This window comes from Devosia sp., from assembly GCF_036406155.1.
Classification (GTDB): domain Bacteria; phylum Pseudomonadota; class Alphaproteobacteria; order Rhizobiales; family Devosiaceae; genus Devosia_A.
Map to the genome: position 1 here is coordinate 13,913 of NZ_DASWVV010000006.1, position 24,128 is coordinate 38,040.

At 68.4% G+C, this 24,128-nt stretch carries 22 protein-coding genes; 13 read left to right on the top strand and 9 right to left on the bottom strand.

Annotation, left to right across the window (positions count from 1 at the left end; translation table 11 throughout):
• Position 1 precedes the first annotated feature (1 nt).
• Positions 2-784 carry an enoyl-CoA hydratase-related protein gene (locus VGD93_RS00225; RefSeq protein WP_395008009.1) on the bottom strand — a complete coding sequence of 261 codons (783 nt, stop codon included), beginning with the start codon at positions 782-784 and terminating at the stop codon, positions 2-4.
• A 112-nt stretch (positions 785-896) separates the two neighbouring features.
• Between VGD93_RS00225 and VGD93_RS00230 the strand changes: the two genes are divergently transcribed.
• Genes VGD93_RS00230 through VGD93_RS00250 form a run of 5 tightly spaced genes read left to right on the top strand, consistent with a single transcriptional unit; the run spans position 897 to position 7,243 of the window.
• Complete coding sequence (locus VGD93_RS00230) at positions 897-3,002, top strand: 3-hydroxyacyl-CoA dehydrogenase NAD-binding domain-containing protein (protein WP_395008011.1); 2,106 nt, start codon at positions 897-899, stop codon at positions 3,000-3,002.
• Positions 2,999-3,391 carry a Zn-ribbon domain-containing OB-fold protein gene (locus VGD93_RS00235; RefSeq protein WP_395008013.1) on the top strand — a complete coding sequence of 131 codons (393 nt, stop codon included), beginning with the start codon at positions 2,999-3,001 and terminating at the stop codon, positions 3,389-3,391. The genes VGD93_RS00230 and VGD93_RS00235 overlap by 4 nt, the downstream gene beginning before the upstream one ends.
• Positions 3,388-4,536, top strand: coding sequence for a thiolase (locus VGD93_RS00240; RefSeq protein WP_395008014.1), 1,149 nt, complete (start codon positions 3,388-3,390; stop codon positions 4,534-4,536). The genes VGD93_RS00235 and VGD93_RS00240 overlap by 4 nt, the downstream gene beginning before the upstream one ends.
• Positions 4,537-4,553: 17 nt before the next feature.
• Positions 4,554-6,272: an acetolactate synthase catalytic subunit gene (locus VGD93_RS00245; RefSeq protein ID WP_395008016.1), complete on the top strand. Its 1,719-nt coding sequence runs from the start codon at positions 4,554-4,556 to the stop codon at positions 6,270-6,272.
• Between the two features lie 11 nt (positions 6,273-6,283).
• Positions 6,284-7,243 (top strand): 3-hydroxyacyl-CoA dehydrogenase family protein, encoded by a 960-nt coding sequence (locus VGD93_RS00250; RefSeq protein WP_395008018.1) that lies wholly within the window; start codon positions 6,284-6,286, stop codon positions 7,241-7,243.
• Here the strand turns inward: VGD93_RS00250 and VGD93_RS00255 are convergent.
• A complete protein-coding gene (locus VGD93_RS00255; RefSeq protein ID WP_395008020.1) occupies positions 7,237-7,986 on the bottom strand; it encodes a GntR family transcriptional regulator in 750 nt (249 codons plus the stop codon). The two genes, VGD93_RS00250 and VGD93_RS00255, sit on opposite strands and share 7 nt — an antisense overlap.
• Positions 7,987-8,130: 144 nt before the next feature.
• Here VGD93_RS00255 and VGD93_RS00260 point away from each other — a divergent pair, with 144 nt between their 5' ends.
• From VGD93_RS00260 to VGD93_RS00295, 8 genes are all read left to right on the top strand, one after another.
• Positions 8,131-9,342, top strand: coding sequence for a CaiB/BaiF CoA transferase family protein (locus VGD93_RS00260; protein ID WP_395008022.1), 1,212 nt, complete (start codon positions 8,131-8,133; stop codon positions 9,340-9,342).
• A 20-nt stretch (positions 9,343-9,362) separates the two neighbouring features.
• On the top strand, positions 9,363-9,818 hold the full coding sequence (locus tag VGD93_RS00265) for a PaaI family thioesterase (RefSeq protein ID WP_395008024.1): 456 nt from the start codon (positions 9,363-9,365) through the stop codon (positions 9,816-9,818).
• Positions 9,819-9,848: 30 nt separating this feature from the next.
• Positions 9,849-10,880 (top strand): ABC transporter substrate-binding protein, encoded by a 1,032-nt coding sequence (locus VGD93_RS00270; RefSeq protein WP_395008026.1) that lies wholly within the window; start codon positions 9,849-9,851, stop codon positions 10,878-10,880.
• A 116-nt stretch (positions 10,881-10,996) separates the two neighbouring features.
• Positions 10,997-12,244, top strand: coding sequence for an NADH:flavin oxidoreductase/NADH oxidase (locus VGD93_RS00275; protein WP_395008028.1), 1,248 nt, complete (start codon positions 10,997-10,999; stop codon positions 12,242-12,244).
• A gap of 5 nt (positions 12,245-12,249) precedes the next feature.
• Positions 12,250-13,917, top strand: a complete 1,668-nt coding sequence (locus tag VGD93_RS00280; RefSeq protein WP_395008073.1) for a thiamine pyrophosphate-binding protein — start codon at positions 12,250-12,252, stop codon at positions 13,915-13,917.
• Positions 13,914-15,254, top strand: coding sequence for a fumarylacetoacetase (gene fahA, locus VGD93_RS00285; RefSeq protein ID WP_395008030.1), 1,341 nt, complete (start codon positions 13,914-13,916; stop codon positions 15,252-15,254). Before VGD93_RS00280 ends, fahA begins: the two co-directional genes overlap by 4 nt.
• Before the next feature lie 192 nt (positions 15,255-15,446).
• Positions 15,447-15,959, top strand: a complete 513-nt coding sequence (locus VGD93_RS00290; protein ID WP_395008032.1) for a c-type cytochrome — start codon at positions 15,447-15,449, stop codon at positions 15,957-15,959.
• A 40-nt stretch (positions 15,960-15,999) separates the two neighbouring features.
• The gene (locus VGD93_RS00295) at positions 16,000-16,620 is read left to right on the top strand and encodes a hypothetical protein (protein WP_395008034.1); all 621 of its coding nucleotides are present in this window, start codon (positions 16,000-16,002) and stop codon (positions 16,618-16,620) included.
• A 9-nt stretch (positions 16,621-16,629) separates the two neighbouring features.
• On the opposite strand, the gene VGD93_RS00300 is transcribed toward VGD93_RS00295, so the two are convergent.
• From VGD93_RS00300 to VGD93_RS00330, 7 genes are all read right to left on the bottom strand, one after another.
• Positions 16,630-17,421, bottom strand: a complete 792-nt coding sequence (locus tag VGD93_RS00300) for a substrate-binding periplasmic protein (RefSeq protein ID WP_395008036.1) — start codon at positions 17,419-17,421, stop codon at positions 16,630-16,632.
• Between the two features lie 10 nt (positions 17,422-17,431).
• Complete coding sequence (locus VGD93_RS00305) at positions 17,432-18,271, bottom strand: ABC transporter permease (RefSeq protein WP_395008037.1); 840 nt, start codon at positions 18,269-18,271, stop codon at positions 17,432-17,434.
• Positions 18,268-19,269, bottom strand: a complete 1,002-nt coding sequence (locus tag VGD93_RS00310; protein WP_395008039.1) for an ABC transporter ATP-binding protein — start codon at positions 19,267-19,269, stop codon at positions 18,268-18,270. The genes VGD93_RS00305 and VGD93_RS00310 overlap by 4 nt, the downstream gene beginning before the upstream one ends.
• Positions 19,269-20,138 carry a substrate-binding periplasmic protein gene (locus tag VGD93_RS00315; RefSeq protein WP_395008041.1) on the bottom strand — a complete coding sequence of 290 codons (870 nt, stop codon included), beginning with the start codon at positions 20,136-20,138 and terminating at the stop codon, positions 19,269-19,271. The genes VGD93_RS00310 and VGD93_RS00315 overlap by 1 nt, the downstream gene beginning before the upstream one ends.
• A gap of 77 nt (positions 20,139-20,215) precedes the next feature.
• Entirely contained in the window at positions 20,216-21,970 is a 1,755-nt protein-coding gene (locus VGD93_RS00320) for a pyrroloquinoline quinone-dependent dehydrogenase (RefSeq protein WP_395008043.1), read from the bottom strand.
• A 266-nt stretch (positions 21,971-22,236) separates the two neighbouring features.
• Positions 22,237-23,022: an ABC transporter ATP-binding protein gene (locus tag VGD93_RS00325; RefSeq protein ID WP_395008045.1), complete on the bottom strand. Its 786-nt coding sequence runs from the start codon at positions 23,020-23,022 to the stop codon at positions 22,237-22,239.
• Between the two features lie 82 nt (positions 23,023-23,104).
• Complete coding sequence (locus VGD93_RS00330) at positions 23,105-24,115, bottom strand: ABC transporter substrate-binding protein (protein WP_395008047.1); 1,011 nt, start codon at positions 24,113-24,115, stop codon at positions 23,105-23,107.
• Between the last annotated feature and the right edge of the window lie 13 nt (positions 24,116-24,128).

Consider the following 24,128-nt stretch of genomic DNA (forward strand, 5'->3'; position numbering starts at 1 on the left):
GCTACCGTCCCCTGAACACTGGCTGGCGCTTCTCGGTAAAGGCCAGCGCGGCCTCGCGGTGGTCGGCGGTCAACAGCGCCGCGACGAGGTTGCGTGCCTCGCAGTCGAGCACGGCGTCGAGTGCGCCTTGTTCCCCGGCGCATAGATTGCGTTTCATGGCGGCATAGGCGAGGCGCGGGCCGCGGGCGATGCCCTCTGCGAATTCGGCCACGCCCGCGCTGAAGTCTTCGGAAGCAAAGAGCGTGGTGACAAGTCCCAGCCCCAGCGCCTCCTCTGCCTCCACCATCCGCCCCGACAGCAGGAGTTGCTGGGCCATCGGCCGCCCGACCGCCTGCGGCAGGAGATAGGAGATGCCGTAGTCTCCCGGCAGGCCCACCCGGGCATAGGTCGCGCCGAGGCGCGCCGTCCGGCTCGCGATGCGGACGTCGCAGGCGAGGGCAAGAGCCAGGCCGGCGCCCGCCGCCACGCCGTTGATGGCGGCGACCACCACCTGCGGGGCGGAACGGATGCGCCGGATCAGCCCGTGCTTGCGCTGGAGGGCCGCGACACGGGCGTCGACGTCGACGACTGCGGTTTCGGCCATCCCCTTCACGTCGCCGCCGGCGCAGAAGCCGCGCCCCGCGCCGGTGATGACGATGACGCCGGTGTCGTCCCGGCGTTCGAACTCGCCAAGCAGTTCGATGAGGCCGAAGACCATCGAGTCGGAAAAGGCGTTGAGCCGCTCGGGCCGGTTGAGGGTAACCGTCGCCACGCCGTTCCCTGTGGTCCAGAGAAGATCTTGCATGCTCTCGCCTCCCCCAGGAGCCTCCCACACTCCCACGTAGATTTCAAGATTGTAAGTTGTTGACAATCAGCAATTGCTGGGTCCAGTGTGAGCGCCGGTTATGGAGGGGAGCGTGACGGAGACAGAACCAGCCGCGCCACTGGGCGTGCGCGATGACGGGGGCATCCGCTTCCTCATCATCGACAATCCGCCGGTGAACGCCCTTGCCCAGGAGGTTCGTGCAGCGCTCTTTGAGGCGCTGGAGCAGGCGGATGCCGATCCCGCCGTGCGCGCCGTCGTCCTCATGGGCGCGGGGCGCAGTTTCGTCGGCGGCGCCGACATCCGGGAGTTTGGCAAGCCGCGGCAACCGCCACGCGTCTTCCACCTCATTGCCCGCATGGAGGAAATGACGAAGCCGGTCGTCGCGGCGATCCACGGCGTGGCTCTGGGCGGCGGGTTGGAACTGGCGCTGGGCTGCCACTACCGGGTGGTCACCGCCGACGCCCGTCTCGGCCTGCCGGAGGTGACGCTGGGTCTGCTGCCGGGGGCCGGCGGCTCCCAGCTGCTGCCGCGGCTGGTCGGGCTCGAGCAGGCGATCGCGATGATCACCAGCGGCGAGCCGGTCGGGGGCCGCCGGGCCGTGGAGATCGGACTGGCGGACCATGTGGTCGAGGGAGATCTCGCCGTCGGCGCCGCGGCCTTCGCCGGCGCGAGGGCGGCAGACCCGCTTCCGCGGGTCCGCGACCTTCCCTTCCCGCCGATTGCGCCGGAAGCGTTCGAGGCGTTGGCGGAACCGGTGCGCAGGCGGGCTGGCCAGCAGCGCTCCCCCATTGCCTGCATCGAGGCCATCGGCGCCGGCCTGCAGATGAGTTTCGAGCAGGCGCTCGCCTTCGAGCGCCGGTTGTTCGAGGAGTTGGAGGCGAGCGAGCAATGCGCCGCGCTGCGCCACGCCTTCTTCGCGACGCGCGAGGCGGCGCGCGCGCCCTCGGGGACGGAGCGCAGCAGCCTGCGCACCGATCGCGTGACGGTCGTCGGTGCCGGCACCATGGGCGGCGGCATCGCCATGTGTTTTGCCAATGCCGGGCTGCCCGTCCGGCTGGTGGAACCCGCAGCGGAGGCCCTCGCGCGCGGCATGGCCAACATTCGTCGCGCCTACGACGCAACCGTCGCGCGCGGCCGGCTGACCGCTGCGGACGTCGAGGCGCGCCTGGCGCTGATCGCGGCCGAGGCGTCGACAGCGGCCGCACTGCGCGATGCCGATGTCGTCATCGAAGCCGTGTTCGAGGATCTCGCGCTCAAGCAGGATGTGTTCGCCGATCTGGACCGCGGCCTGCCCGCTCCCGCCATCCTCGCCAGCAACACGTCGACCCTGAGCATCGACGCGATCGCGGCGGCGACCGGCTCGCCGGAGCGTGTCGTGGGCATGCACTTCTTCAGTCCGGCCAACGTCATGAAACTGGTCGAAGTGGTGCGCGGCGAGAAGTCGGACCCGCAGGTCGTCGCCAGCATCGTCGCGCTCGCCAAGCGCATCGGCAAGATTCCCGTGGTCGTGGGGAACTGCGACGGCTTCGTCGGAAACCGCATGCTTGGCCAGCGCACGGTCGAGGTGGACCGGATGCTGCTGCAGGGGGCGCTGCCCCAGGACATCGACAGGGTCCTGACCGGCTTCGGCTTCCCCATGGGACCGCTGGCGATGACCGACCTTGCCGGCGTCGACGTGAACTGGCGGGTGCGCCAGGCCCGCGGACAGCCGCTCGCTGCCTACGACGCGATGTATGAACGCGGGCGCCTGGGGCAGAAGGCGGGGCGTGGCTTCTATCTTTACGAGGGCCGCAAGCCGGTGCCCGATCCCGAAGTCGAGCAGATCATCCTGGGTCTCTCCGAGGCGGCGGGCATCGAGCGCCGGCCGATCCCGGACGAGGAGATACTCGAGCGCCTGCTCTTTCCCATGATCAACGAGGGCGCGCGCATCCTCGCCGAGGGCATCGCCGCCCGCCCAGGCGACATCGACGTCATCTGGGTCCATGGCTATGGCTGGCCCGCCTGGCGTGGCGGGCCGATGTTCCACGCCGACAGGGTGGGGCTCGATCACATCCGGCGCCGTCTCGCCCACTATCATGAGCGGTTCGGGCTCGCTTCGCTCGCCCCGGCGCCGCTGCTGGTCGAACTCGCCGATGCCGGCCGCGGTTTCGGCACTCTAGCCGCAGCATTCTCAGGTCGGCGGAAAGACGCAGAATGATCCAGATACCCGACGAGGCCCCCGAGGTCACTTTTCGCAACGGCCTGAAGGAGGGCCGGCTTCTGCTGCAGCGTTGCGCCGACTCCGGCCGCTGCTTCTTCTATCCGCGCACGGTGTCGCCGTTTTCCGGAAGCTCGCGCTACACCTGGCAGCAGGCGTCGGGTGCCGGCACGGTCTATTCGACGACTGTCGTGCGCCAGAAGGCCGAGCAGGGGGGCGATTACAATCTCTGCCTCGTCGACCTCGCGGAAGGACCCCGAATGATGTCGCGGGTGGAGGACATCGATCCCGCGCAGGTGACCATCGGTATGAAGGTCACGGCCTTCATCGCAACGGACGACAAGGGTGAGCCGCTGGTGCTGTTCCGTCCCTCGGAGGCGGCACCATGAGCGCGTTGCGCGGCGCTGTGGCCGCCGTCGGCGTGGGCACCACCCCCGCCTGGATCACGCCGGGCCAGACCTCGCTCGACCAGATGGCGGTGGCGGTCAGCGCCGCCGCCGCGGATGCCGGCCTGCGCGTGCAGGACATCGACGGCATCTTCACTGCGACGCTGTCGCAGTTCATGCCCGCGATGTCGGTGCCCGAGTATCTCGGGCTGGACGTCAAGGTGCTGGAGGGGACCAATATCGGCGGCTCCTCCTTCGTCGCCCATCTGGTGCCGGCAATGCTGGCGATTGCGGCCGGGCTCTGCGAGGTCGCCTGTGTCTGCTACGGCTCGAATCAGCGTTCTGCGGGCGGCAAGCTCATGACGCTCTCGGAGCCGATGACCTTCGAGGCGCCGTACAGGCCGCGCAATCCCATCGGTGCCTACGCCATGGCCACGGCGCGGCACATGCACCAATACGGCACCACGCGCGAGCAGCTCGCGGAGGTCGCCGTGGCCGCCCGCAAATGGGCCCAGCTCAACCCCGATGCCCAGATGCGCGACGAACTCACCGTGTCTCAGGTGCTTGCCTCGCGCATGGTGTGCGACCCGCTCTCGCTGCTCGATTGCTGCCTCGTCACGGACGGCGGCGGTGCGGTGATCCTTACGGCCGCCGACCGAGCGAAGGACCTCCGGCGCAAGCCCGTCTACGTGCTTGGCGCGGCGGCGGCGACGACGCATCGACAGATTTCGCAGATGCCGGACCTGACGGTCACGGGGGCCGTCGACTCGGGGCGGCGGGCGTTCGCCATGGCGGGTCTCGGCCCGGACGAGGTGGACCTCGTACAGCTCTATGACGCCTTCACCATCAACCCGATTCTCTTCCTCGAGGATCTTGGCTTCTGTCCCAAGGGCGAGGGCGGGCGATTTGTCGAAAATGGCCGGCTGGCGCCAGGAGGGGCGCTGCCGTTCAATACCAATGGCGGTGGGCTGTCGTGCTGCCACCCCGGCATGTATGGCGTCTTCCTCATGATCGAGGCGATCCGGCAGCTGCGCGGCGAGGGCGGGGCCCGTCAGGTGGACGGGGCAGAAATCGCGCTCGTGCACGGCAATGGCGGTCAACTGTCCAGCCAGGTGACCGCCCTGTTCGGCACGGCGAGTGCCCTCTAGCTGCAATGGCAGGTGAAATGGTCATGCCCGCTCGAACTGTGGCACAGCAACTGGTCCAGGCGTTCAAGCGACACGGCGTCGAGGTCACCTTCGGCCAAAGCCTGCCCAGCGCCTTCCAGCTGGCCGCGACCGGGGCCGGCCTGCGGCAGCTGGCCTATCGGCAGGAGAACATGGGCGGCGCCATGGCCGATGGCTATGCGCGTGTCTCGGGAAAGGTGGCGGTGGTCACCGCCCAGAACGGGCCAGCAGCCGCCCTGCTGGTGGCGCCCCTGAGCGAGGCGCTGAAGGCATCGATTGCGATCGTGGCCCTGGTTCAGGAGGTTGCACGCAACACCGTCGACAAGAACGCCTTCCAGGAATTCGACCATGCGAGGCTGTTCGATGCCTGCAGCAAATGGGTCCGCCGCGTTGACCGCGCCGACCGCATCGACGACTACGTCGACATGGCCTTCACCATCGCGGCGACCGGCCGGCCCGGGCCCGTCGTGCTGCTCGTGCCGGCCGACCTGCTGCTGGACGAGGCGGTGGACACACCCCGGCGCGCGGCGCCAGGTGTCTTTCCACTCGACCGCACGTCTCCCGATCCGGTCGCGGTGGCCGATGCCGCGGCACGGCTTGCCGGAGCCGAGCGCCCGCTGGTGATTGCCGGTGGCGGCGTGCATGTTTCCGGGGCCACCGCCGAACTGGCCCGGCTGCAGGAGGATTGCCATCTTCCGGTTGCCACCACCGTGATGGGCAAGGGCAGCGTGGCCGAGAGCCATCCCCTTTCGCTGGGCGTCGTCGGCTATTTCATGGGCAGCGGGGCGCGCACGAAGGACCTGCGCGCGCTCGTCACCGAAGCGGACGTGATCCTTCTCATCGGCACGCGGACGAACCAGAACGGCACCGACAGCTGGAGCCTGTACCCTCCCGGCGCCAGTTACATCCACATGGATATCGATGGGACGGAAGTCGGGCGGAACTATCGCTCCGCGCGCATGGTCTGTGACGCCAGGCCCGGGCTCGCGGCCCTTCGCGAGGCGCTGCTGGCGGCCGGGCTCGAGAAGCGCGCGGCGGCGCGTCCGGCGGTAGAAGCGGCCGTCTCGCGTGGGCTCGCCAGCTTCCACCGGCTGACCGGCGCCGTGCGCGGCGACGATCGCTCCCCGGTGCGCCCGGAACGCCTGATGGCCGATATCGACCGGAGGTTGACGCCTGCGAGCATCGTGGTCGCCGATGCCAGCTATTCGTCGATCTGGATGGCAAACTACCTGACGGCCCGGACCCCGGGCGCCCGCTTCATCGCCCCGCGGGGCCTGGCGGGCCTCGGCTGGGGTCTGCCGATGGCACTCGGTGCCAAGGCGGCGAGGCCGGCGGCGCCCGTGATCTGCATCGCCGGCGACGGCGGCTTTGCCCATTCGTGGGCCGAGCTTGAAACCGCTGTGCGGCTGCGCCTGCCCGTCACCGTGATCGTCCTCAACAACGGCGTTCTCGGCTACCAGAAGGATGCCGAGGATGTGAAGTTCGGCCGGCACAGCGACGCCTGCTACTTCAGTCCCGTCGATCACGCAGCGATCGCCAGGGCCTGCGGTGCCAATGGTGTGCGCATCGAGCGCCCGGAAGAGTTCGGGACGGCGCTCGATGCGGCGCTGGCGAGTGAAATCCCGACGCTGCTCGACGTCATCACCGATGCCGAGGCCCGTCCGCCCCTCACCTTCTTTGAAGGCAAGTTCATCAGCCCCTTCGCCGCCACCGAATGAAAGCGGATGCCATGTACGAGAACGTCGCCATCATCGGGGCCGGGACAATGGGTCATGGCCTCGCCCTGGTCCACGCCCTGGGCGGCGCCAGGGTCACCGTCACCGATGTCGACCCCGCTACGCTCGCCGGGGCCGCCGGCCGCATCCGCTCGGCCGTGCAGGTCCTCGCCGAGTGCGGCGAGATCGATGCGAACACTCCCGACCCGCTGACCCGCATCCGCTTTGTGCCAACGCTCGCGGAGGCGGTGGCGGATGCCAATCTGGTGGTCGAGGCGGCGGTGGAAGATCCCGTGGCCAAGCGGTCGATCTTCTCCGAACTGGACCGCCTGGCGCCCCGGACAGCCGTGATCGCCAGCAACACGTCGGGGCTCGACATCTTTCCGCTGGTTCCCGCCGGCCGGCTTGGGCGCACGCTCATCGTCCACTGGTACGCGCCCCCCTACATCGTCGAACTGGTGGATATCGTGGGTAGCCCCGAGACGCCCGCTGATCTGATCGAATCGGTCCGGGCTTTCGTCGCGGGACTGGGGAAGCGCCCGGTCGTCCTCTCCCGCTTCGTGCCCGGCTACGTCGCCAATCGGCTGCAGGCCGCCTGGACACGCGAGGTGCTGTGGCTGATGGAACAGGGCATCGCCGGGCCGGCCGAGATCGACGCCGCCGTCCGGCACGGGCTGGCGGGCCGCATGGCCCTGCTTGGCCATGTCATGAAATCGGATTTTGGCGGCCTCACGCTGACCCAGCGGCTGCTTGCGAACGGCAGCTACGAGTTTCCGGCGCCGGTGGACCACTACGACATCCTCGACCGGCTCGTGGAAGCTGGTCGAACCGGTGTTCTTGCGGGGAAGGGGTTCTACGATTACGGCGGCAGGCCGGCTGCCGAACTGGTCGCCGACCGTGACCGGCGCCTGATCGCCCTCAAGCGGGCAACCAATGCGATCGTCGCCGACTTCCCGGAACCGAAGGTTCAGTAGGTTTCGGAGATGGTGCCGACCCGGGCCGCCTCGCCGGTCGGAGCCTTCCTGGCATACTCCTGATAGGCAAGCCAGTTGCGGCGCGTGTGCTCGGTCATCAGTTCCACGACCCTGTCGGCATCGTGGTCGAGAATCGCCTGTACGATTTCCTCATGCTCGTGGCAGACCTCGCGGGAGCGGTGCGGTGTGCGCTGCGTGAACGCGTAGACGCGCCGCCCGAGATGCTGCACGAGCAAGGTCAGGGACTCGTTGCCGCCAAGTACCGTGATATGACGGTGCACGGCCCGGTTGGCCTCGCGGAGTTCGTCGATGCTTCCCGTGTCGAGCGCGGCGCGGGCCTCCGCCATGAGCTGCGCCAGCCGGCGTCGCCCGGCCTCGTCGGTGCTCGCCGCTGCGAGCCCGGCGGCGTGGGTTTCGAGCGCGCTGCGCATGTCGAAATATTCCCACACCTCCCGCTCCGTGCGTTCGCGCACCCGTGCCCCGAGCCGCGGCCGCACTTCGACCCAGCCGTCGTTCTCCAGCAACTGCAAGGCCTCGCGGATCGGCCCGCGGCTGACCTGCAGCATGGCCGCCAGCTCGCTTTCTCGCAGGCGCTCGCCGGGTTTGAGGATGCCGTCGGCAATCATCTTCTCGAGCCTTTCGGCCACCTTGAAGCGCAGCGGCGGCGCATCCAGCGGGTCGATCGTGAGGTGGGATGAAAAGTTCGAACTGGTGCCGCTCATCAGCGGATAACCCCTCTTCATGGGCAGGTGTGCGCGGGCGGGCGCGCGGGGCACACCTAGCGCAATAAGGTCTACGACCAAAGATCGAAAGTGGCAACTTCATGAATGAAGATTGTTGACAATAATCTTTCTGCGGGTGACAGTCTGCAAAGGGAGGAACTGAGCGTGTCACAAGCCAATCGCTCCGCGCCGCTGAGTGGCCTGCGGGTAGTGGAAATCGCCAATGTGGTCGCTGGCCCCACCTGTTGTCAGGTCCTCGGCGATTTCGGCGCGGATATCATCAAGATCGAGCACCCCGCAGGCGGGGACGGCATGCGCCGAATGGGCAACATCAAGGATGGGATGCCCCTGTGGTGGAAGGTGGCAGGCCGCAACAAGCGCAGTGTCGGGCTGTATCTTGGCGATCCGGAGGCAGGCGACATCTTCGTCGAACTGGTCAAGTCCGCCGACGTCGTGGTCGAGAGCTTCCGTCCGGGCACCCTCGAGAAATGGGGGCTTGGCTATGACCGGCTGAAGAGCGTCAATCCGAACCTCATCCTGTTGCGGGTGAGCGGGTTCGGCCAGGACGGCCCCTACAAGAATCGTCCTGCGTTCGGCACACTCATCGAATCCATGTCCGGGTTCGCCCATCTCACCGGCCAGCCCGAGGGGCCACCGACGCTGCCCCCGTTTGCGATGGCCGACTACATGGCGGGCATCAGCGGCGTGGCCGCCATCATGATGGCGCTTTATCATCGCGACGTTCACGGCGGCGGCGGCCAGGTCATCGACCTGACGGTGTTCGAGCCGCTGATGTCGACGATGGCGCTGCCGATCGTGCGCTACGACCAACTCGGCATACCGACCGAACGCACCGGGAATCGCTCGCCGAACACGGCCCCGCGCAACACCTATCCGACCAAGGACGGCAAATGGATCGGTGTCTCGGCCGCGACCAACGAGTTGGCGGAGCGCATCATCCTCCTCGTGGGCCGGCCCGACCTCGTGCAGCAGCCGTGGTTCAAGACCGGCAAGGGACGTGCCGAGCACGTCGACCTGCTCGATGGGGCAGTCGCCAGCTGGATGATGGAGCGCACGCGGGACGAGGTGATGGAAGCCGCTGCCGAAGCGGCCGTCACCTTCGCTCCCGTCTATTCCATCCCCGACATGATGAGTGACCCGCAGGTGGTGCACCGCGAGATGATTGCCGCGGTCGAGGACCCCGACCTCGGCACCATCCGCATGCCCAATGTGCTGTTCCGGATGTCGGAAACGCCGGGGACTATCCGCTGGGCCGGCCGGTCGCTCGGGTCCGATACCGACGCCGTGCTCAAGGAGGAACTCGGTCTTTCCGACTCCGCACTTGCGGCCATGCGCGAACGCGGCGTGGCCCGCTGATGCAGCCGCACGACAATACGATGGACGATAGCGAGGTGCGCGCGGCATTCGAGTCGGCGCTGATCCCTGCGCCCGGTGCTGGCCCGTCCTCGTTCATCACCCGGCTGCTCGGTCTGCACCCGCAGTTCGACCGCGACACCTGCACCATCGACTTCACGGTACGGGGATTCATGCTGAACCTGCAGGGCTCGCTTCACGGTGGGCTCATCGGGGTGATCTTCGACACCTGCATGGGCCGCCTGGTGCGCCACCGGATCAGCCAGGGCAAGACGGTGGAAATGAACATCCAGTACCTCCGCGCGGTCCTGCCGGGACCGGCCAGGTGCACGGCGCGGCTGCTCAAGCGCGGCCGCACGATAAGTTTCGTCGAGGCGCAGATGACCGACGGCGGTGGCCGCATCCTTGCGGCTGCCACCTCTACATGGACCCACAAAGAAGGCGAACGCCTCACTCAGCAGGAGGACGCGGCCGAGTAGGCCGAGGCCACAATCGAAAAGGAGGAATGCATGTTCTCAAGAACGAAGAATGCACTGCTCGGGCTTAGCGCTCTTGCAGCTCTATTCATCAGTCCGAGCGCGCAGGGCTTCGACGGTGTCAGCCCCGAAATCATGGCCGCCGCGCTCCAGGAAGGCCAGCTGGTCATCTATGCCAGCTCCGCGGCTCCGGTGATGGATGCCGCAGTCGAGGGCTTCCGGGCGGCCGTCCCCGGCATCGAGGTCAACGTGCTGCGCCTCGCCACCAATCCCCTGACCACGCGCTACGTGCAGGAAGTCGAGGCCGGCGTCCACGTTCCCGACGTGCTCGACCTGTCGGCGACGAGGCTGCTCGAGGCCAACCCCGACTGGTTCGCCCCGCTCACCGAGCAGGAGATTCCCATCCTCGCCGAGTGGCCGGACGGGGTGAAGAAGGGGCACTACATCAACACGCTTCAGGGCATCATGCTGATCGCCTACAACACCGACCTGGTGCAGGGCGACCACATTCCGCTGACTTGGGAGGACATCCTCAAGGAGGAGTATCGCGGCAAGGGCATGCTGGTGGACCCGCGCTCGTCGAGTTCATACATGGCGTGGCTGGACCTCATGGATGTCACCTACGGCCCGGAGTACATCGAAAAGCTGAAGGCGCAAAACTTCACGCTGGTCGAAGGCGGCACCCAGGGTGTGCAGCAAGTCGCCGCCGGCGGCGCAGAACTGGTCATTCCGCCCGCCTTCGCGCATGCGCAGCCCTTCATCGAGAAGCAGGCGCCCATCGGCGTGTCGATCCCGAATGACCATTCCGACGTGACGGCCATTGGTCCCCAGCATTCCTGGGCCATTGCCGCCAAGGCGCCCAACCCCAACGCGGCACGCGTGTTCATGGCCTGGTTCCTGTCGCAGGAGTCGCAGCGGATCAACTGTGCGCTCAGCGGCGGCTCGTCGGCGGTCGTCACCGACCTGCCCGCATGTCCCGTCGTCGGGGAGAACTACATGGCCGCCGAGACCGACCTGTCGCAGGAGCGGGTGGACGACCTGCTGAACAGGCTGGGCGTGCAATAGGCATTCGCCGTCCTGGGCGCGCTTCGGCGCGCCCAGGATACCTGGGTGCGGCCCCCATGCCGGCCGCGGTTCGCCTGCTCCCGGTGCGCTGCCCTTCCATGCCACAGGAGTTGCACATGCAGTCCATCCCCGCCGAGCCCATGGACACCTCCCTCCCGCTGTTGTTTCGGCCGTTGCAGATGCGTGGGGTCACGGCCCGCAATCGCATCATGGTATCGCCGATGTGCCAATACAGGTCGCCCGGCGGCGCGCCCACGGATTGGCATCTGGTCCATCTGGGACGTCTCGCCATTGGCGGCGCTGGAATCGTCTTTGGCGAGGAAACCGCCGTGGAAGCGCGGGGGCGAAAAACCCATTCCTGCGCCGGCCTGTGGGACGACGCGCAGATCCCGGCCTATCGCCGCATCACCGATTTCATCCGCAGCCAGAATGGCGTGCCGGCGATCCAGCTTGGCCATTCCGGGGCGAAGGCCTCCACCACCCGCGGACCGGACGGCCGGTGGCGGCGGCTCACATCGGCCGATGCCGACGAGGGTCGTCCACCGTGGGTGCCGCTCTCACCGGGCGGCGCGGCGCCCGAGGATGCCGGCCTGCCCGTCCGGACAATGGATCGCGACGACATCCGTGCCGTTCAGGACGCATGGGTCGAGGCCGCTCGACGCAGCCTCGAGGCAGGCTTCGACATGGTCGAAATCCACGGTGCCCACGGCTACCTGATCCACCAGTTCCTCTCGCCCGTAACCAACCGGCGCTCCGACGGCTATGGCGGCGACCGTGCGGGCCGCATGCGCTTCGCCCTCGAACTCACGGAAAAGGTTCGCGCCGTCTGGCCGTCCGACCGCCCCCTGGCCTTTCGCGTCTCGAGCGTCGACGGGCGCGGCGGCCGGTGGGGGCTGGAGGACACGCTGGCACTCTGCACCGCGCTCAAGCAGCGCGGAGTCGACGTGGTGGACTGTTCCTCCGGTGGCATCGCCGGCGATTCGACGATGCCTGTCGTGCCGTGGGTCGCGGGGCACCACGTCCCCTATGCGAGCGCCGTCCGGCAGGCGACCGGCCTGATGACCGTGGCCGTCGGGATGATCACGGCGCCTGCGCATGCCGAAGCCATCCTCGCCGGTGGCCATGCCGACATCATCGCCCTGGCCCGCGAACTTCTCGTGAACGGGGACTGGCCGGTGGCGGCTGCTGGTGCGCTGGGCGTCGCCGATCCCTTTGCCAGCCTGCCGCCTGCCTACGCCTATCGCCTGCGGCGCCGCGAACGTGCCAGGCAGCATGAACTCAACCGGCTGGACGCCGCTGCCGCCCGGTTTCCGACCAGCGAAACCGACTCGATCCCCATGCCGCAACTCCGGATTCAGACATGACTCGCATGACAGGCGCCCGCGCCCTCGCGGAGATGCTTTCCGCCTACGGCGTCACCGACATCTTCATGGTCCCGGCCGTGCTGCGCCGCACCATGGCCGAACTGGAGCTGCACACCAGCATCAGGCGCATTCACGCGCATGGCGAAAAGGCGGCTGCCTATATGGCAGACGGCTATGCACGCGTCGCCGGCCGTCCGGGTGTCTGCATGGCGCAGGTCGTGGGCGCGATGAACCTCGCCGCCGGACTGCGGGACGCATATCTCGCCCATTCCCCTGTCATCGCCCTGACCGGCGGGCGGGACCCGGCAACCAAGTTCCGCAAGGTCTACCAGGAGATCGACGACGTCCCGTCCTTCGAGGCGGTGACGAAGTTCAATGCCACGGTCGACGACGTGGCCCGGATTCCCGACATGCTGCGCCAGGCCTTCCGCGTTTCGGTGAGCGGGGTGCCGGGACCGGTGCACCTGCAGTTTCGCGGCAACGAGGGCCAGCTGGACCAGGAGGAAGCCGACCTCGACCCCGATGTGTCCGGGCTGCCGTCGGCGATCCCGCCCTATCGGCCCAGACCGTCCGAGGCGGATGTGCGCCAACTGGTGGAGCGGCTGCAGGCGGCGGCACGACCGGTGATCGTGGCCGGCGGCGGCGTCCGCGCGTCGGGGGCGGGAGCGGCGCTTGTCGCCCTGGCGGAAGCCCTGTCCATTCCCGTTGCCACCTCGCTCAACGGCAAGGATGCCATCGCAGGAACGCACCCTCTCTCGATCGGCGTCTGCGGCACCTATTCGCGAGGCTCGGCAAACCGGGCGCTGCTGGAAGCCGACCTCGTCTGCTTCATCGGCAGCGAGACCGGCAGCATGACCACCCACTTCTGGCGCTTGCCGGCGAAGGACGCGGCCGTCCTGCAGATCGACATCGAAGCGGAAAACCTTGGGCGCAACTACAGGCTCGACGCGGCCCTGTTGTCCGATGCGCGGGTGGCGCTGGAGCTGATGCTGGCCTGCGCCGATCGTTCGACCGCGCCCCGGCGCGGCACCTGGCTCGCCCGGGTGCGCGAACTGGCGGCACAATGGCGTGACGAGATGCGGCCGCTGCTGAGCAGCGACGCGATGCCCATTCGCCCCGAGCGGATCTGCAGCGAGCTTTCGCGGCATGCGCCCGAGGACGCGATCATGGTGGTGGACACGGGCCATGCCGGCATGTGGATGGGCGGCATGTATGACCTGCGCAGCAACCGCCAGAGCTATCTGCGCAGTGCCGGGCATCTGGGATGGGCCTTCCCCGCCGCCCTCGGGGCGAAATGTGCAGCTCCCGATCGCCCCGTGATCTGTTTTACGGGCGACGCCGGCTTCTGGTACCACGTCGCGGAGATCGAGACGGCGCTGCGCTGGGGCATCAACGCCGTCATTGTCGTGAACAACAATGGCGGCGGCAATCAGTCCAAGCGTGGCTTTGACCGCGTCTATGGCGGTCAGCAGACCGAACAGGGACGGGCCCTCTGGACGTTTCGCCCGACCGACTTCGCCGGCCTCGCCGAAGCGATCGGCGCCCGGGGAATCCGCGTGGAAAAGGCGGTCGACTTCCAGTCGGCGCTGGCCTCGGCGCTGGCCACGCCTCGGCTCACCGTGATCGACGTCGTCACCGACATCGAGGCCCTTGCACCGTCGGCTGTCGCATGATCGATGAAACCCATGATGCCACGCGGCGAAGCTGGGTGGCGGGCGCGGATGGCCACGCCGATTTCCCGCTGCAGAACCTGCCGCTTGGCGTCTTCAGCTGTGGCGCGGATGGCCCGCGTGGCGGCATGGCCATCGGCGACGACATCCTTGATCTGGCCGAACTGGCCGGTGCCGGTATCCTGGACGCCGGCGCTGCCGCCCTCGCCCGCACAGCCGCCGCGCCGGCCCTGAACGCCTTCCTCGCGCTCGGCCCCGCAGCGCGCCGGGCCCTGCGGCGCGCGGTCTTCGACCTGCTGGCCGTCGATGGCGCCGGATCGCAGGCGGCGAGGCAAATGTCGACGCGCCTGCTCAAACCGGCCCGCGCATGCACGATGCACCTGCCCGTCAGTATCGGCGACTACACGGACTTCTACGCGGGAATCCACCACGCGACGAATGCGGGAGCGCAGTTTCGGCCCAACGAGCCGCTGCTTGGCAACTACAAATACGTGCCGATTGCCTATCACGGCCGCTCCTCCTCGATTCAAGTCGACGGCGCGGCGGTGCGCCGCCCTGCCGGTCAGTTGCCGGTGTCGGGCGCGCGGGCGCCGGTCCATGCTGCAACGGACCAACTCGACTTCGAAGCGGAACTCGGCGTCGTGATCGGCACCGGCAATCCCATGGGCGAACCGATCCCGATCGGCGCCGCCAGGGAACACGTCGGCGGCTATTGTCTCCTCAACGACTGGTCGGCAAGGGACATTCAGGCCTGGGAGTATCGCCCGCTCGGCCCGTTCACCGCCAAGAACTTCGCGACCACGATCTCGCCCTGGATCGTCAGCCCCGAGGCCCTGGCGCCGTTCCGCCGGCAGGCCTTCCGGCGCGGTGCGGGCGACCCGGCTCCCCTTGCCTATCTTGACGACGAGGAAGACCGGAGTTCCGGCGGACTCGACTGCGAGGTCACGATCGGCCTGCAGACCGCGGCCATGCGGGGGTCAGGAACCCCGCCCGTCACCATCAGTACAACCAACACTGCCTATCTGTATTGGACCGTGGCGCAGATGGTTGCCCATCATACCGTGAGCGGGTGCAACCTCCGCAGCGGCGATCTCCTGGGCACCGGGACGATCTCGGGACCGGCGCCGGACAGTGTCGGTTCGCTGATGGAGATGACGCATGGCGGCCGCGAGCCCATAGCCCTGCCGTCCGGCGAATCCAGGAGATTTCTGGAGGATGGCGATCTGGTGATCCTCTCGGCCCGCTGCACCCGCGAAGGCTTCTCGAGCATCGGCTTCGGCGCGTGCCGGGGGATGGTAGCGTCGGCCGCAAGTCGGCGGCCGGACATCCCCGGGCGATGAGCGCACATGCCGGGCACGAGGCCCCACGTCCACTGAGTCCGGGCGCGCATTTGCCATTCCCAAAGAAGAAAGCGGTCTTGCCATCGGCGCCCGCGTGGGCTTCACTGTAATCTTGCTCGCGAATCTTGCTTGCGCGACAAAATAGGGCCACGCCGTTCCTCGGCGGCGACTGGCCGGTAACTGGAGGAACTCATGCATCCCTTCTTTCAACACCCCGCGGGGCGCGGCGCGCTGGCCCTGGGACTGGTCGCCGGCATCTGGCTCAGCCTGTCTGCCTTCGCGCCGCCCGTGGTTGACGGCACGACGCCCCCGGCGGCCCGCCCCGACCGCGTCCTGCTTGCCCAGGCCGCCGAAGAGACCGTGGTCGAAAAGCCGGTCACCTATGCCTCCGACCAGGCCGACCGCGGCCAGAAGAGCTTCGTCAAGTACTGCGTGGAGTGCCATGGCGAGGACCTGCGGGGCGGGTTGCTGGGCGGACCGCCCCTGCGCGGCACCAGCTTCGAGGAAAAATACGCCAACGGCGTGCCGGCCGGCGTGCTGTTCGATTTCATCAGCACCGCCATGCCGCCCGATTCGCCGGGGCGCTACTCGGCCAATGTCTATCTCGACATGATGGCCTATATCCTCAAGCGCAACGGCTACCCGGCCGGCGCGCCGCTGCCCTCGGACGTCGACGCGCTCTACAACCTCACCATGACCAAGTGATCGCCGCCGCGCCCGGTCGTTCCAGCCTGCCGAGACCCGCGTGAGCGGCCCTGACCTGACCGTCCAGCTGCTGGTGCTCCGGCTGTTCGCCGGGCTGCTCATGATGACGGTACAGGGCGCGACGATCGCGGCGGTGGCGGTGCTGCTGGGCGACAAGGGGCCCGCCCATGACGGCAGGCTGACGCTGCTGCCGCTCCCGCATGTCGACGTCCTCGGCCTGGGCTCGCTCATCCTGTCGGGCTTCGGCTGGAGCCGGCCGGTGGCGATCGACGCGGCCGGGCTGCGCATCGGGCCCTGGGGCCTGGTGGTCGCCGTGCTGGCCGGCAGCGCGGCGCTGCTTGCCCTCGGCTACCTCATCCTGCAGCTGGCGATCCCGCTGCTGACGACGCTGCCCTATACCGCCGGGATCGCGGGGGCGGCTTTCGTGCGCCTGACGGCGCGGCTATGCGTGTGGATGGCGCTGTTCGCGCTCCTGCCGCTGCCGCCTTTGGCCGGCGCCCACCTGCTGGCCGCCATCGGCGTGCGCCTGCCGGCGCTGACCGGCGTGATGGTCGGCTGGGGCCTGCTGCTGGCCTCCGCCTTCGGCATCACCCGGATGGTGCTGCTGCCCGTCTACGACGTCGTCGCGCCACTGGTCATCGGGCCCGAGCTGGCGCGCTAGCTGGCCGGTTCACCGGGGCGCGACCGGGACACCGCCATAGCGATCGAGAATGGCGGCGAGGGTGCCGTCCGCCGACAGCCCGGCAAAGGCGCGGGCGATGGCATGCTTGAGCGTGACGTCGCCCTTCCACAGCCCGAAGACCAGCCGGTAGTGGGCGAGGTCCGGCGCCCAGGCGACCGTCCAGCCGTGCTCGTCGGCGAGTTTGCGCGCCAGCATGGCCTCGGTCACCCCCGCGGCGAACGTGCCGTCGGCAATGCCGGCCGCCAGCATGTCGGGCGTCGGCACCACGCGCGCCACAGCCCCCCGGGCGCGCAGTACGCTGGCGAGGCCGATGCGGTCGAGGCCGGAGACCAGCGTCAGCACGCCGACCGTCTTGCCCGCGAGGTCCGCGATCGGGGCCGGCGAGACGACGGCCCAGCCGGTTTCGGCATAGGGCGGGCTGACGTCGAGGAAGGAGCGGGTCTGTACGGAATCGACCACACCGCCGGCGATGACGTGGCATTGCCCGCGGCTGAGCCGCCAGTTGCGCGGGTTGAAATCGCGACCGATGGCCGGGTTCTCATTGACGACGAGGGCCAGCCCGAGGCGCTGCGCCACGGCGCCGAGCAGCTCGATGTCGAGCCCCGGCAGGGCCGCGTCGCCGGTCACCAGCGGCGGATAGACCGGTGGCACGCACGCCTTGAGCGACGCCGATTTCTCGACCTCGCTGAGGGAGGTGTCCGGCGGCAGCACGCTGACCGCGACGAGCAGCGCCACCACCGCCACGAAGCTCAGGACATCGCGCATGGCAGCCCGGGTCACGATGGTCGCCTCACGTGCGGTGGAAGTCGTAGAGCGCGATGCCGAACAGCACCACCGCCGCCCCCGCCATGACCGCGATCCCCATCCACGGCGCGAACTGGTAGTAGTCGATCAGCGTGCCGCGCAGGGCATCGACCGCGTAGGTCAGCGGGTTGTACTCGACGAGGGTGACCAGCCATTCGGGGTAGACGATGCGCGTCTGCGCCCGGGTCAGCGCCGGGTCGAGCGGGAAGATCGAGCTCGAGGTGAAATAGAGCGGCAGGATCACCGCGTTGGAGAAGATGCCGAACCCCTCGAAGCTGCGGATGCGGTTGGCGATCACCACCCCCAGCGAGGTGAGCGCGAAGGCGAGCAGCGCCATCAGTCCCACGGCCTTGAGGACGTCGGGCAGGGTGAGCGGCACGTCGGCAAAGCGCGCGAGGATCAGCACCAGGCATCCGTGCAGCACGGCCACGGTGGTGCCGCCCAGGACCTTGCCCAGCAGCACCGTCGTGCGCGACAGCGGCGACACCAGCACCTCGCGCAGGAAGCCGAATTCGCGATCCCAGATCACCGAGACGGCGGACTGCACGGAGGTGAACATGATGTTGAGGGCGATGACGGCGGGGAAGATGAACTGCAGGTAGGTGAAGGGCACGACGAAGGTCGCCGCCCCGTAGACCTCGCCGCGGAAATAGGGATTGAGGCCGATCCCCAGGATGAGCACCCACAGGATCGGCCGGCTGACGCCGCCGATCAGCTGGCCGCGATCGCGGAAGGCGCGCTTCACCTCCCTGAGCCACAGGCCGTAGAGCCCGCCGAGCTGCACCATCAGCGCCGAACGCCGTTGCCTTGCCCCAGCCCCGTTCATCGCGTGTGCTCGCCTCCCCGCCGGCCGAAGGCACGGGTCTGCTCGCGCGGATCCGCCGCCCGATTGCGCAATTCATGTCCGGTCAACGACAGGAACACCGTCTCGAGGCTCGGCACCTCGATGCTGAGCGTCTTGATTCGGGTGCCGAATTCGGCGAGCACCGCGGCCACCAGCGCGTCATCGCTGACCAGCGTCAGCTCCGTGCCCGGCGTCCCCGTCAGCCGGTCGGCGAAGCGCCGGGCGATCGCCTCGCCATCGGCAGCGCTGGCCGGCGACAGGCGGAGCAGCGTCTGTCCGTGGGCCTGCTTGAGCGCCTCCGGGGTATCGAGCGCCAGCACCTTGCCGCCGTCGATGATGCAGACGCGGTCGCAATGCTCCACCTCTTCGATGTAGTGGGTGGTCACCAGCACGGTGATGTCGCGCTCCGCCCGCAACTGGCGCACATGGCTCCAGATGCGCTCGCGCGTCTGCGCGTCGAGCCCGACCGTCGGCTCGTCGAGCAGCAGGATCCTCGAATCGTGGATCAGCGCGCGGGCGATCTCAAGCCGCCGCTTCATGCCAGAAGACAGCGAGCGCACCGGCTTGTCCGCCCAGTCGGCGAGCTCGACCAGCGCCAGCATCTCGCCGATGCGCTGGCGCCGCAGCCGCCGCGGCACGCCGAAGACGAGGCCGTGCAGATCGAGGTTCTCCTTCACCGTCAGCCGGTCGTCGAGGCTCGGCTCCTGGAAGACGATGCCGAGAAGCTGGCGGGCGGCGAGGGGGTGCTTCGCCACGTCGACGCCGCCGATCAGCGCCACGCCGCTGTCGGGGCGCAGGATGGAGCACAGGATGTGCAGCAGCGTCGTCTTGCCGGCGCCGTTGGGGCCGAGCAGGGCGAACATCTCCCGTTCGCCCACGTCGAAGCTGACATTGTCGAGCGCGAGCGTGCGACCATAGCGCTTGCTGACGCCGTCGACGCGGATGGCGGGCGCGGCCGGAGCGGGGGCGGGGTCTGCCATCACGGGGCCGGGGTCGCCGGGAAATCGAAGCGCTTGTAGATCTGCGCGAAGGTGCCGTCGGCGCTCAGCGCCGCGATCGCCTGGTCGATGGCGGTGCGCAGGAACACCTGGTCGGCCAGCAGCAGCGCGCCGACACCCAGGGTGGTGGGCGGCAGCGGCGCCGGATCGATGGCGTGGATGCCGGCATAGGCGGGCTCCGCGCGCTGCCTCGCCCACAGCGCCGGGGCCCAGACGAGCGCGACGTCGACCTTGCCGGCCACGAGCGCCTCGAGTGCGAGTTCGTCATTGCCCATGGGGTACACCGGCCAGCGCTTCTCGGCAGGCAGGCCGGACAGGTAGGAGGCCAGCCGGATATGCGCCGAGGTGCCGATGGTCGCCCCGATCGGGCGCCCTGCCGCCAGGTCGGCGAGCCGGCCCGGCCCGGCCTCGGTGGTCACGAATACATACTGGGCGTCGTAATAGGCGCGGCTCAGGGTCACCCAGTTGGCGTATCCCTCGGGGATCAGCTTGAAGCCCATATGCGCGTCGCAGTGCTTGAGCATGACCTCGTAGACCTTGGTGATGTCCTCGAGGGCGAGGTCGCTTTCGACCACGTAGCGCCGCGGCTCGAGCAGCAGCGCCGCAGCGATGGCGTCGGCGACGGCGCCCGCGACTTCCCAGTCGGGGTCGCGCTGGTCCACGCAATAGCGCAGTTCGGACTGGTCGAGGCGCCGCCCGATGTTCCACTGGCCGGGGGCGAAGGGCTGGTCGAAGAATTCCGGCTCCGCCTGCGCCGCAACCGGGCCCTGCCATAGCGCCGCCATCAGCAGGGCCAGCGCCAGCGCCGTGAGCAGGTTGGCCAGACGCGGCAAGGTGAACGCAGGGGACATGGTCAGACCTCACAAAGACTCCGGGCGGACTGGAGGAGTCCAGGTCCGCCCGGGCCGGGTTCGCGATGCGCCAGCGATCAGTCGGGAAGCGCGAAGACGTACACGGTGGCAGGGTTGTCCGGCGGCAGCTTGATTTCCGGGGTCAACGATGCCAGGCGGCCGAGCCCGGAGGCCCAGCTGGCGGTGATCGCAACATACTGCTTGCCGCCGGCCTCATAGGTGATCGGGAACGACTCCAGCGAGTTGGAGAGGGTCGGGCTCTTCCACAGCACCTCCCCGGTCTCGTCGTCCATCGCCAGCAGGTGCCGGTCGAGAGTGCCGACGAACACCACGCCGCCCGCGGTCGGCAGGGTCGAGCTGGTGACCGGCGCACGCTGCCGGTACTGCCACACCTCCGACTGGTCGGTCAGCTTGATGGCGCGGACCTGGCCGATATTGCCGTCGCTGTCCGGATGCGGCACGCGCGAGTAGGTCTGCAGGCCGCCGCCGGTGTAGATCTGGCCCGGGTCGAGCGGGTTGACCGTCGTGTTGGAGCAGAACTCGACCGTCGGCAGGTACAGCGTCTCGGTGCGCGGGCTGTAGGCCGTGGCCTGCCAGGCCTTGGCACCCGGGTCGGCCGGGCAGTTGAAGGTGGTCTCGCCGATCACCGGGATGACCTCCGGGTTGATCTCCTTCTTGCCGGTTTGCGGATCGATCGAGAGCACGACGTTCTGCGGCGCCGTTTCCTTGGCCCACAGCCATTCGCCGGTTGTGCGGTCGAGCGATTCGATGATGCCGATCTTGCCGGTGGTCACCACCTGCTTGCGCATCTCGCCCTTGACCGGCAGGTCGACGAGCAGGCGCTCGTAGACGTAGTCGAGGTCGAGGGAGTCGGTGGGCAGGTACTGGTGGTACCACTTGAGCTCGCCCGAGTTCGGGTCGATGGCCAGGGTCGAGTTGGTATACAGGGCCTCGTTGGTGACGCCCGGATCCGAACTCGGCGGCGTCAGGCCGGCGATCTCGACGTTCCACGGATAGGGCTGGCCGACGCCGGCGAAGAACAGGTTCTGGTCGGGATCGTAGGAGCCGGTGATCCAGGCCGATGCACCGTAGCGGTTGTCCACGGGTAGGCCGTTCCAGCTGTTGCCCTCGGGGGTATCGCCGCGGGCGATGGTATGGACGCGCCACAGTTCGGCGCCCGTATCCGGGTCATGCCCGGTGAAGAAGCAGCCACCCGGCTGGGCGTTGCTGCACGAGGTCATGCCCTGGATGAGGACGCCATTGGCGACCAGCGGTCCGCTGGAGAAGGCGAAGCCCTTCTTGTGGTCGGCGACCTGCTTGTCCCAGATCAGCTGGCCGGTCTTGGCGTCGAGCGCGATCAGGTGGGCATCGCGGGTCGCAATGAACAGCTTGTCCTCGTAGATCGCCTTGGAGCGCTCGCCGCTGGGGTTCACGCCGTCCGGGAGTTCGTACTGGTATTCCCAGATCAGCTCGCCGGTGGCCGCATTGAGGGCCTGGATCAGGTGGGTGGAGTTCTGGACGTACATGATCCCGTCATGGACGAGCGGCGTCTCCTGCGACCGTCCGCCCGGCGTCAGGCCCCAGGCCCAGGCAAGCTGTAGCTTGCCGACATTCTCCTTGTTGATCTGGTCGAGCGGGCTGTAGCCCCAGCCATTATAGGTGCGCCGCCACATCAGCCAGTCGCCGTCCGGCGGGTTGAGCAGCATCTCGTCCGTGACCGGCGTCAGAGCGTCGGTCGGGTTGTCCTGCGCCGTCGCGGCCTGTACCGCCAGCAGCGAAATGGACGTTGCGGCGATCGCCACGATCGCTGTCAGTCTCTGACTACTCTTCATGAGTTGCCTCCTCCTCAACTATTGTGACCAACTCGTTGAATTGTCTTGCGTCCGGCGCTCTCGCCCAATGGCATTTCCGCCACTGGACCAAGTCGTTCCGAGCAGTGCAGGCAATCGTTATAGTCACTATAGGGCCCCGAATTGCGGTGCGTCAACAGGACGCAGGAGCCCTGACATGCAACTTTTGGCGAGGGTCTGGCGGCCGGCCAACCGGCCCGCTTTGTCCGCGGCCCGCGGCCGCGTGGTGGCCCCGTCCGGGGGTGCTCCTACTGCTGCTGCCCGTCGTCGGGGCGGTAGAAATCCGATAGCGGGTCGGACAGCACCAGTTCGCGCATCCGCGCGGAAAGATGGGCGCGCAGCCTGATGTAGCGAGCGTCGGCGCGGGCGTCGTAGGCCCAGCGCGGCCGCTCGAGGTCGACGTCCACCGTCTCGACGATCCGGCCCGGCCGCGGCCCCATCAGGACGATCCGGTCCGACAGGACGATGGCCTCGTCGACGCTGTGCGTGACGAACAGCACGGTCGCCCGTCGCTGGCTCCAGATGCGCATCAGCTCCATCTGCATCAGCTCGCGGGTCTGCGCGTCGATGCTGGCAAACGGTTCGTCCATGAGCAGCACGCGGGGCTTGGTGACCAGGGCGCGCGCCAGCGCGACGCGCTGCTTCATCCCGCCCGACAGCTCGTTGGGGTAGGCGTCCTTGAAGCGCGCCAGCCCGACCGTCTCCAACTGCTCCAGCGCCAGGGCCGCGCGTGCCGAACGGGTCAGCCCCTGCTCGCCCAGCGGAAACTCGACATTGGCCTGGACCGTGAGCCAGGGGATGAGGCGGAAGGACTGGAAGACGAAGCCCATCGCCGGGCCGGGGCGGGGGGGCTGCCCGTGCACCCGCACCGTGCCCTGCTGCGGCTCGAGCAATCCGTCGACGAGCCGCAGCAGCGTGGTCTTGCCGCATCCCGACGGCCCGAGCAGGCTCACGAAAAGCCCCTCGGGCACGGCGAGGTCGATGTCACGCAGGGCGACGATCTCCTGGCGCAGCCGCGCCGAGCGGAACGACATCGAGACGCCCTCGAGAGCGATGGCGCCGGCCGGGGAAGATGACTGCTGCGTAAATCTTCCCTCCCGTCGGAATCGGCATGCCTCAGCGGGCGGCGGCGTCTCCCTCCACTGTACCCACATCGGCGAGCACGGCGTCAACCGGACCGAAGTCCACCCACTGATCGAGGGTCACCGGCGCCACGCCGGCGAAGTCCTCGGTCGAGTAGAGCCAGTCCTGGGTATATTGCAGGTCGTTGCGGTTCATGCCGCCATTGACGCTCCAGCTGCCAGCGAAGGTGGCGGCCAGGGACTGCAGCCCGGCTTCGTCGGTGTTCGGCGCATAGGGCACCATCGCCGCCGCCCAGGCATCGGGGTCGGCCGCGAAGTCGCGCGAGATCTTGATCAGGGCGCGGATCACGCCCTCGACCTCGGGCCGGCGCTCGTCGAGCACCTTCTGGGTGACGACGTTCACCTTGTTGATGACCGGGGCGGCCGCGTAATACGGCGCCTGGTCGATGAGGATGTGATAGCCGGTCTTGTCGGGGATCGACATCCACACGCCGATCGACATGGTCGTCGCATCGATCTGTCCCGCGACCAGCGCCTGGGCCCGCACGCCGGGCTGGCCGATGGCCAGCACCTCCAGCGAGTCGGTGTCGAGGCCCTCGCTGGCGAGCACCTTCATCGACAGCGAATGGTCGAGGCTGCCGACGCGGCCGACGCCGAACTTGCGCCCGGCGAGCTCGGCCACGGAGCGGATGTCGTCCTTGGCGACGATGACGTAGGGCAGCGACTTGTTGGGCGAGACCACCGCCTTGAGGTCGGTGGCGCCCTGCGCGACGAGCAGCAGCAGGCCGTCGACGCTGACATTGGCCATCTCGCCTTCGCCGGCGGCCAGTGCCTGCAGCGCCGACGGCGTCTGCTCGACGCGGACGAACTCGACGTCGACGCCTTCGGCGCCGAAATAGCCCTTCTCGAGGGCCAGATCCATGACCGAGTTGGGGACCAGCGGCGGCTCCAGATGCGTCAGGATCAGCCGGAACGGCGCCGCGGCCAGCGGCGAGGCGAGCAGGCAGGCCGCGAGCGCGGGCAGCACGAGGCGTAACAGTTTCATGGTCGGTTCCTCC

Bases quoted from the DNA above. Each gene is read 5' to 3' on its own strand.
- VGD93_RS00225 (WP_395008009.1), bottom strand. From the start codon at position 784: ATGCAAGATCTTCTCTGGACCACAGGGAACGGCGTGGCGACGGTTACC.
- VGD93_RS00235 (WP_395008013.1), top strand. From the start codon at position 2,999: ATGATCCAGATACCCGACGAGGCCCCCGAGGTCACTTTTCGCAACGGC.
- VGD93_RS00240 (WP_395008014.1), top strand. From the start codon at position 3,388: ATGAGCGCGTTGCGCGGCGCTGTGGCCGCCGTCGGCGTGGGCACCACC.
- VGD93_RS00245 (WP_395008016.1), top strand. From the start codon at position 4,554: ATGGTCATGCCCGCTCGAACTGTGGCACAGCAACTGGTCCAGGCGTTC.
- VGD93_RS00250 (WP_395008018.1), top strand. From the start codon at position 6,284: ATGTACGAGAACGTCGCCATCATCGGGGCCGGGACAATGGGTCATGGC.
- VGD93_RS00255 (WP_395008020.1), bottom strand. From the start codon at position 7,986: ATGAAGAGGGGTTATCCGCTGATGAGCGGCACCAGTTCGAACTTTTCA.
- VGD93_RS00265 (WP_395008024.1), top strand. From the start codon at position 9,363: ATGGACGATAGCGAGGTGCGCGCGGCATTCGAGTCGGCGCTGATCCCT.
- VGD93_RS00270 (WP_395008026.1), top strand. From the start codon at position 9,849: ATGTTCTCAAGAACGAAGAATGCACTGCTCGGGCTTAGCGCTCTTGCA.
- VGD93_RS00275 (WP_395008028.1), top strand. From the start codon at position 10,997: ATGCAGTCCATCCCCGCCGAGCCCATGGACACCTCCCTCCCGCTGTTG.
- VGD93_RS00280 (WP_395008073.1), top strand. From the start codon at position 12,250: ATGACAGGCGCCCGCGCCCTCGCGGAGATGCTTTCCGCCTACGGCGTC.
- fahA (WP_395008030.1), top strand. From the start codon at position 13,914: ATGATCGATGAAACCCATGATGCCACGCGGCGAAGCTGGGTGGCGGGC.
- VGD93_RS00290 (WP_395008032.1), top strand. From the start codon at position 15,447: ATGCATCCCTTCTTTCAACACCCCGCGGGGCGCGGCGCGCTGGCCCTG.
- VGD93_RS00305 (WP_395008037.1), bottom strand. From the start codon at position 18,271: ATGAACGGGGCTGGGGCAAGGCAACGGCGTTCGGCGCTGATGGTGCAG.
- VGD93_RS00310 (WP_395008039.1), bottom strand. From the start codon at position 19,269: ATGGCAGACCCCGCCCCCGCTCCGGCCGCGCCCGCCATCCGCGTCGAC.
- VGD93_RS00315 (WP_395008041.1), bottom strand. From the start codon at position 20,138: ATGTCCCCTGCGTTCACCTTGCCGCGTCTGGCCAACCTGCTCACGGCG.
- VGD93_RS00320 (WP_395008043.1), bottom strand. From the start codon at position 21,970: ATGAAGAGTAGTCAGAGACTGACAGCGATCGTGGCGATCGCCGCAACG.
- VGD93_RS00325 (WP_395008045.1), bottom strand. From the start codon at position 23,022: ATGTCGTTCCGCTCGGCGCGGCTGCGCCAGGAGATCGTCGCCCTGCGT.
- VGD93_RS00330 (WP_395008047.1), bottom strand. From the start codon at position 24,115: ATGAAACTGTTACGCCTCGTGCTGCCCGCGCTCGCGGCCTGCCTGCTC.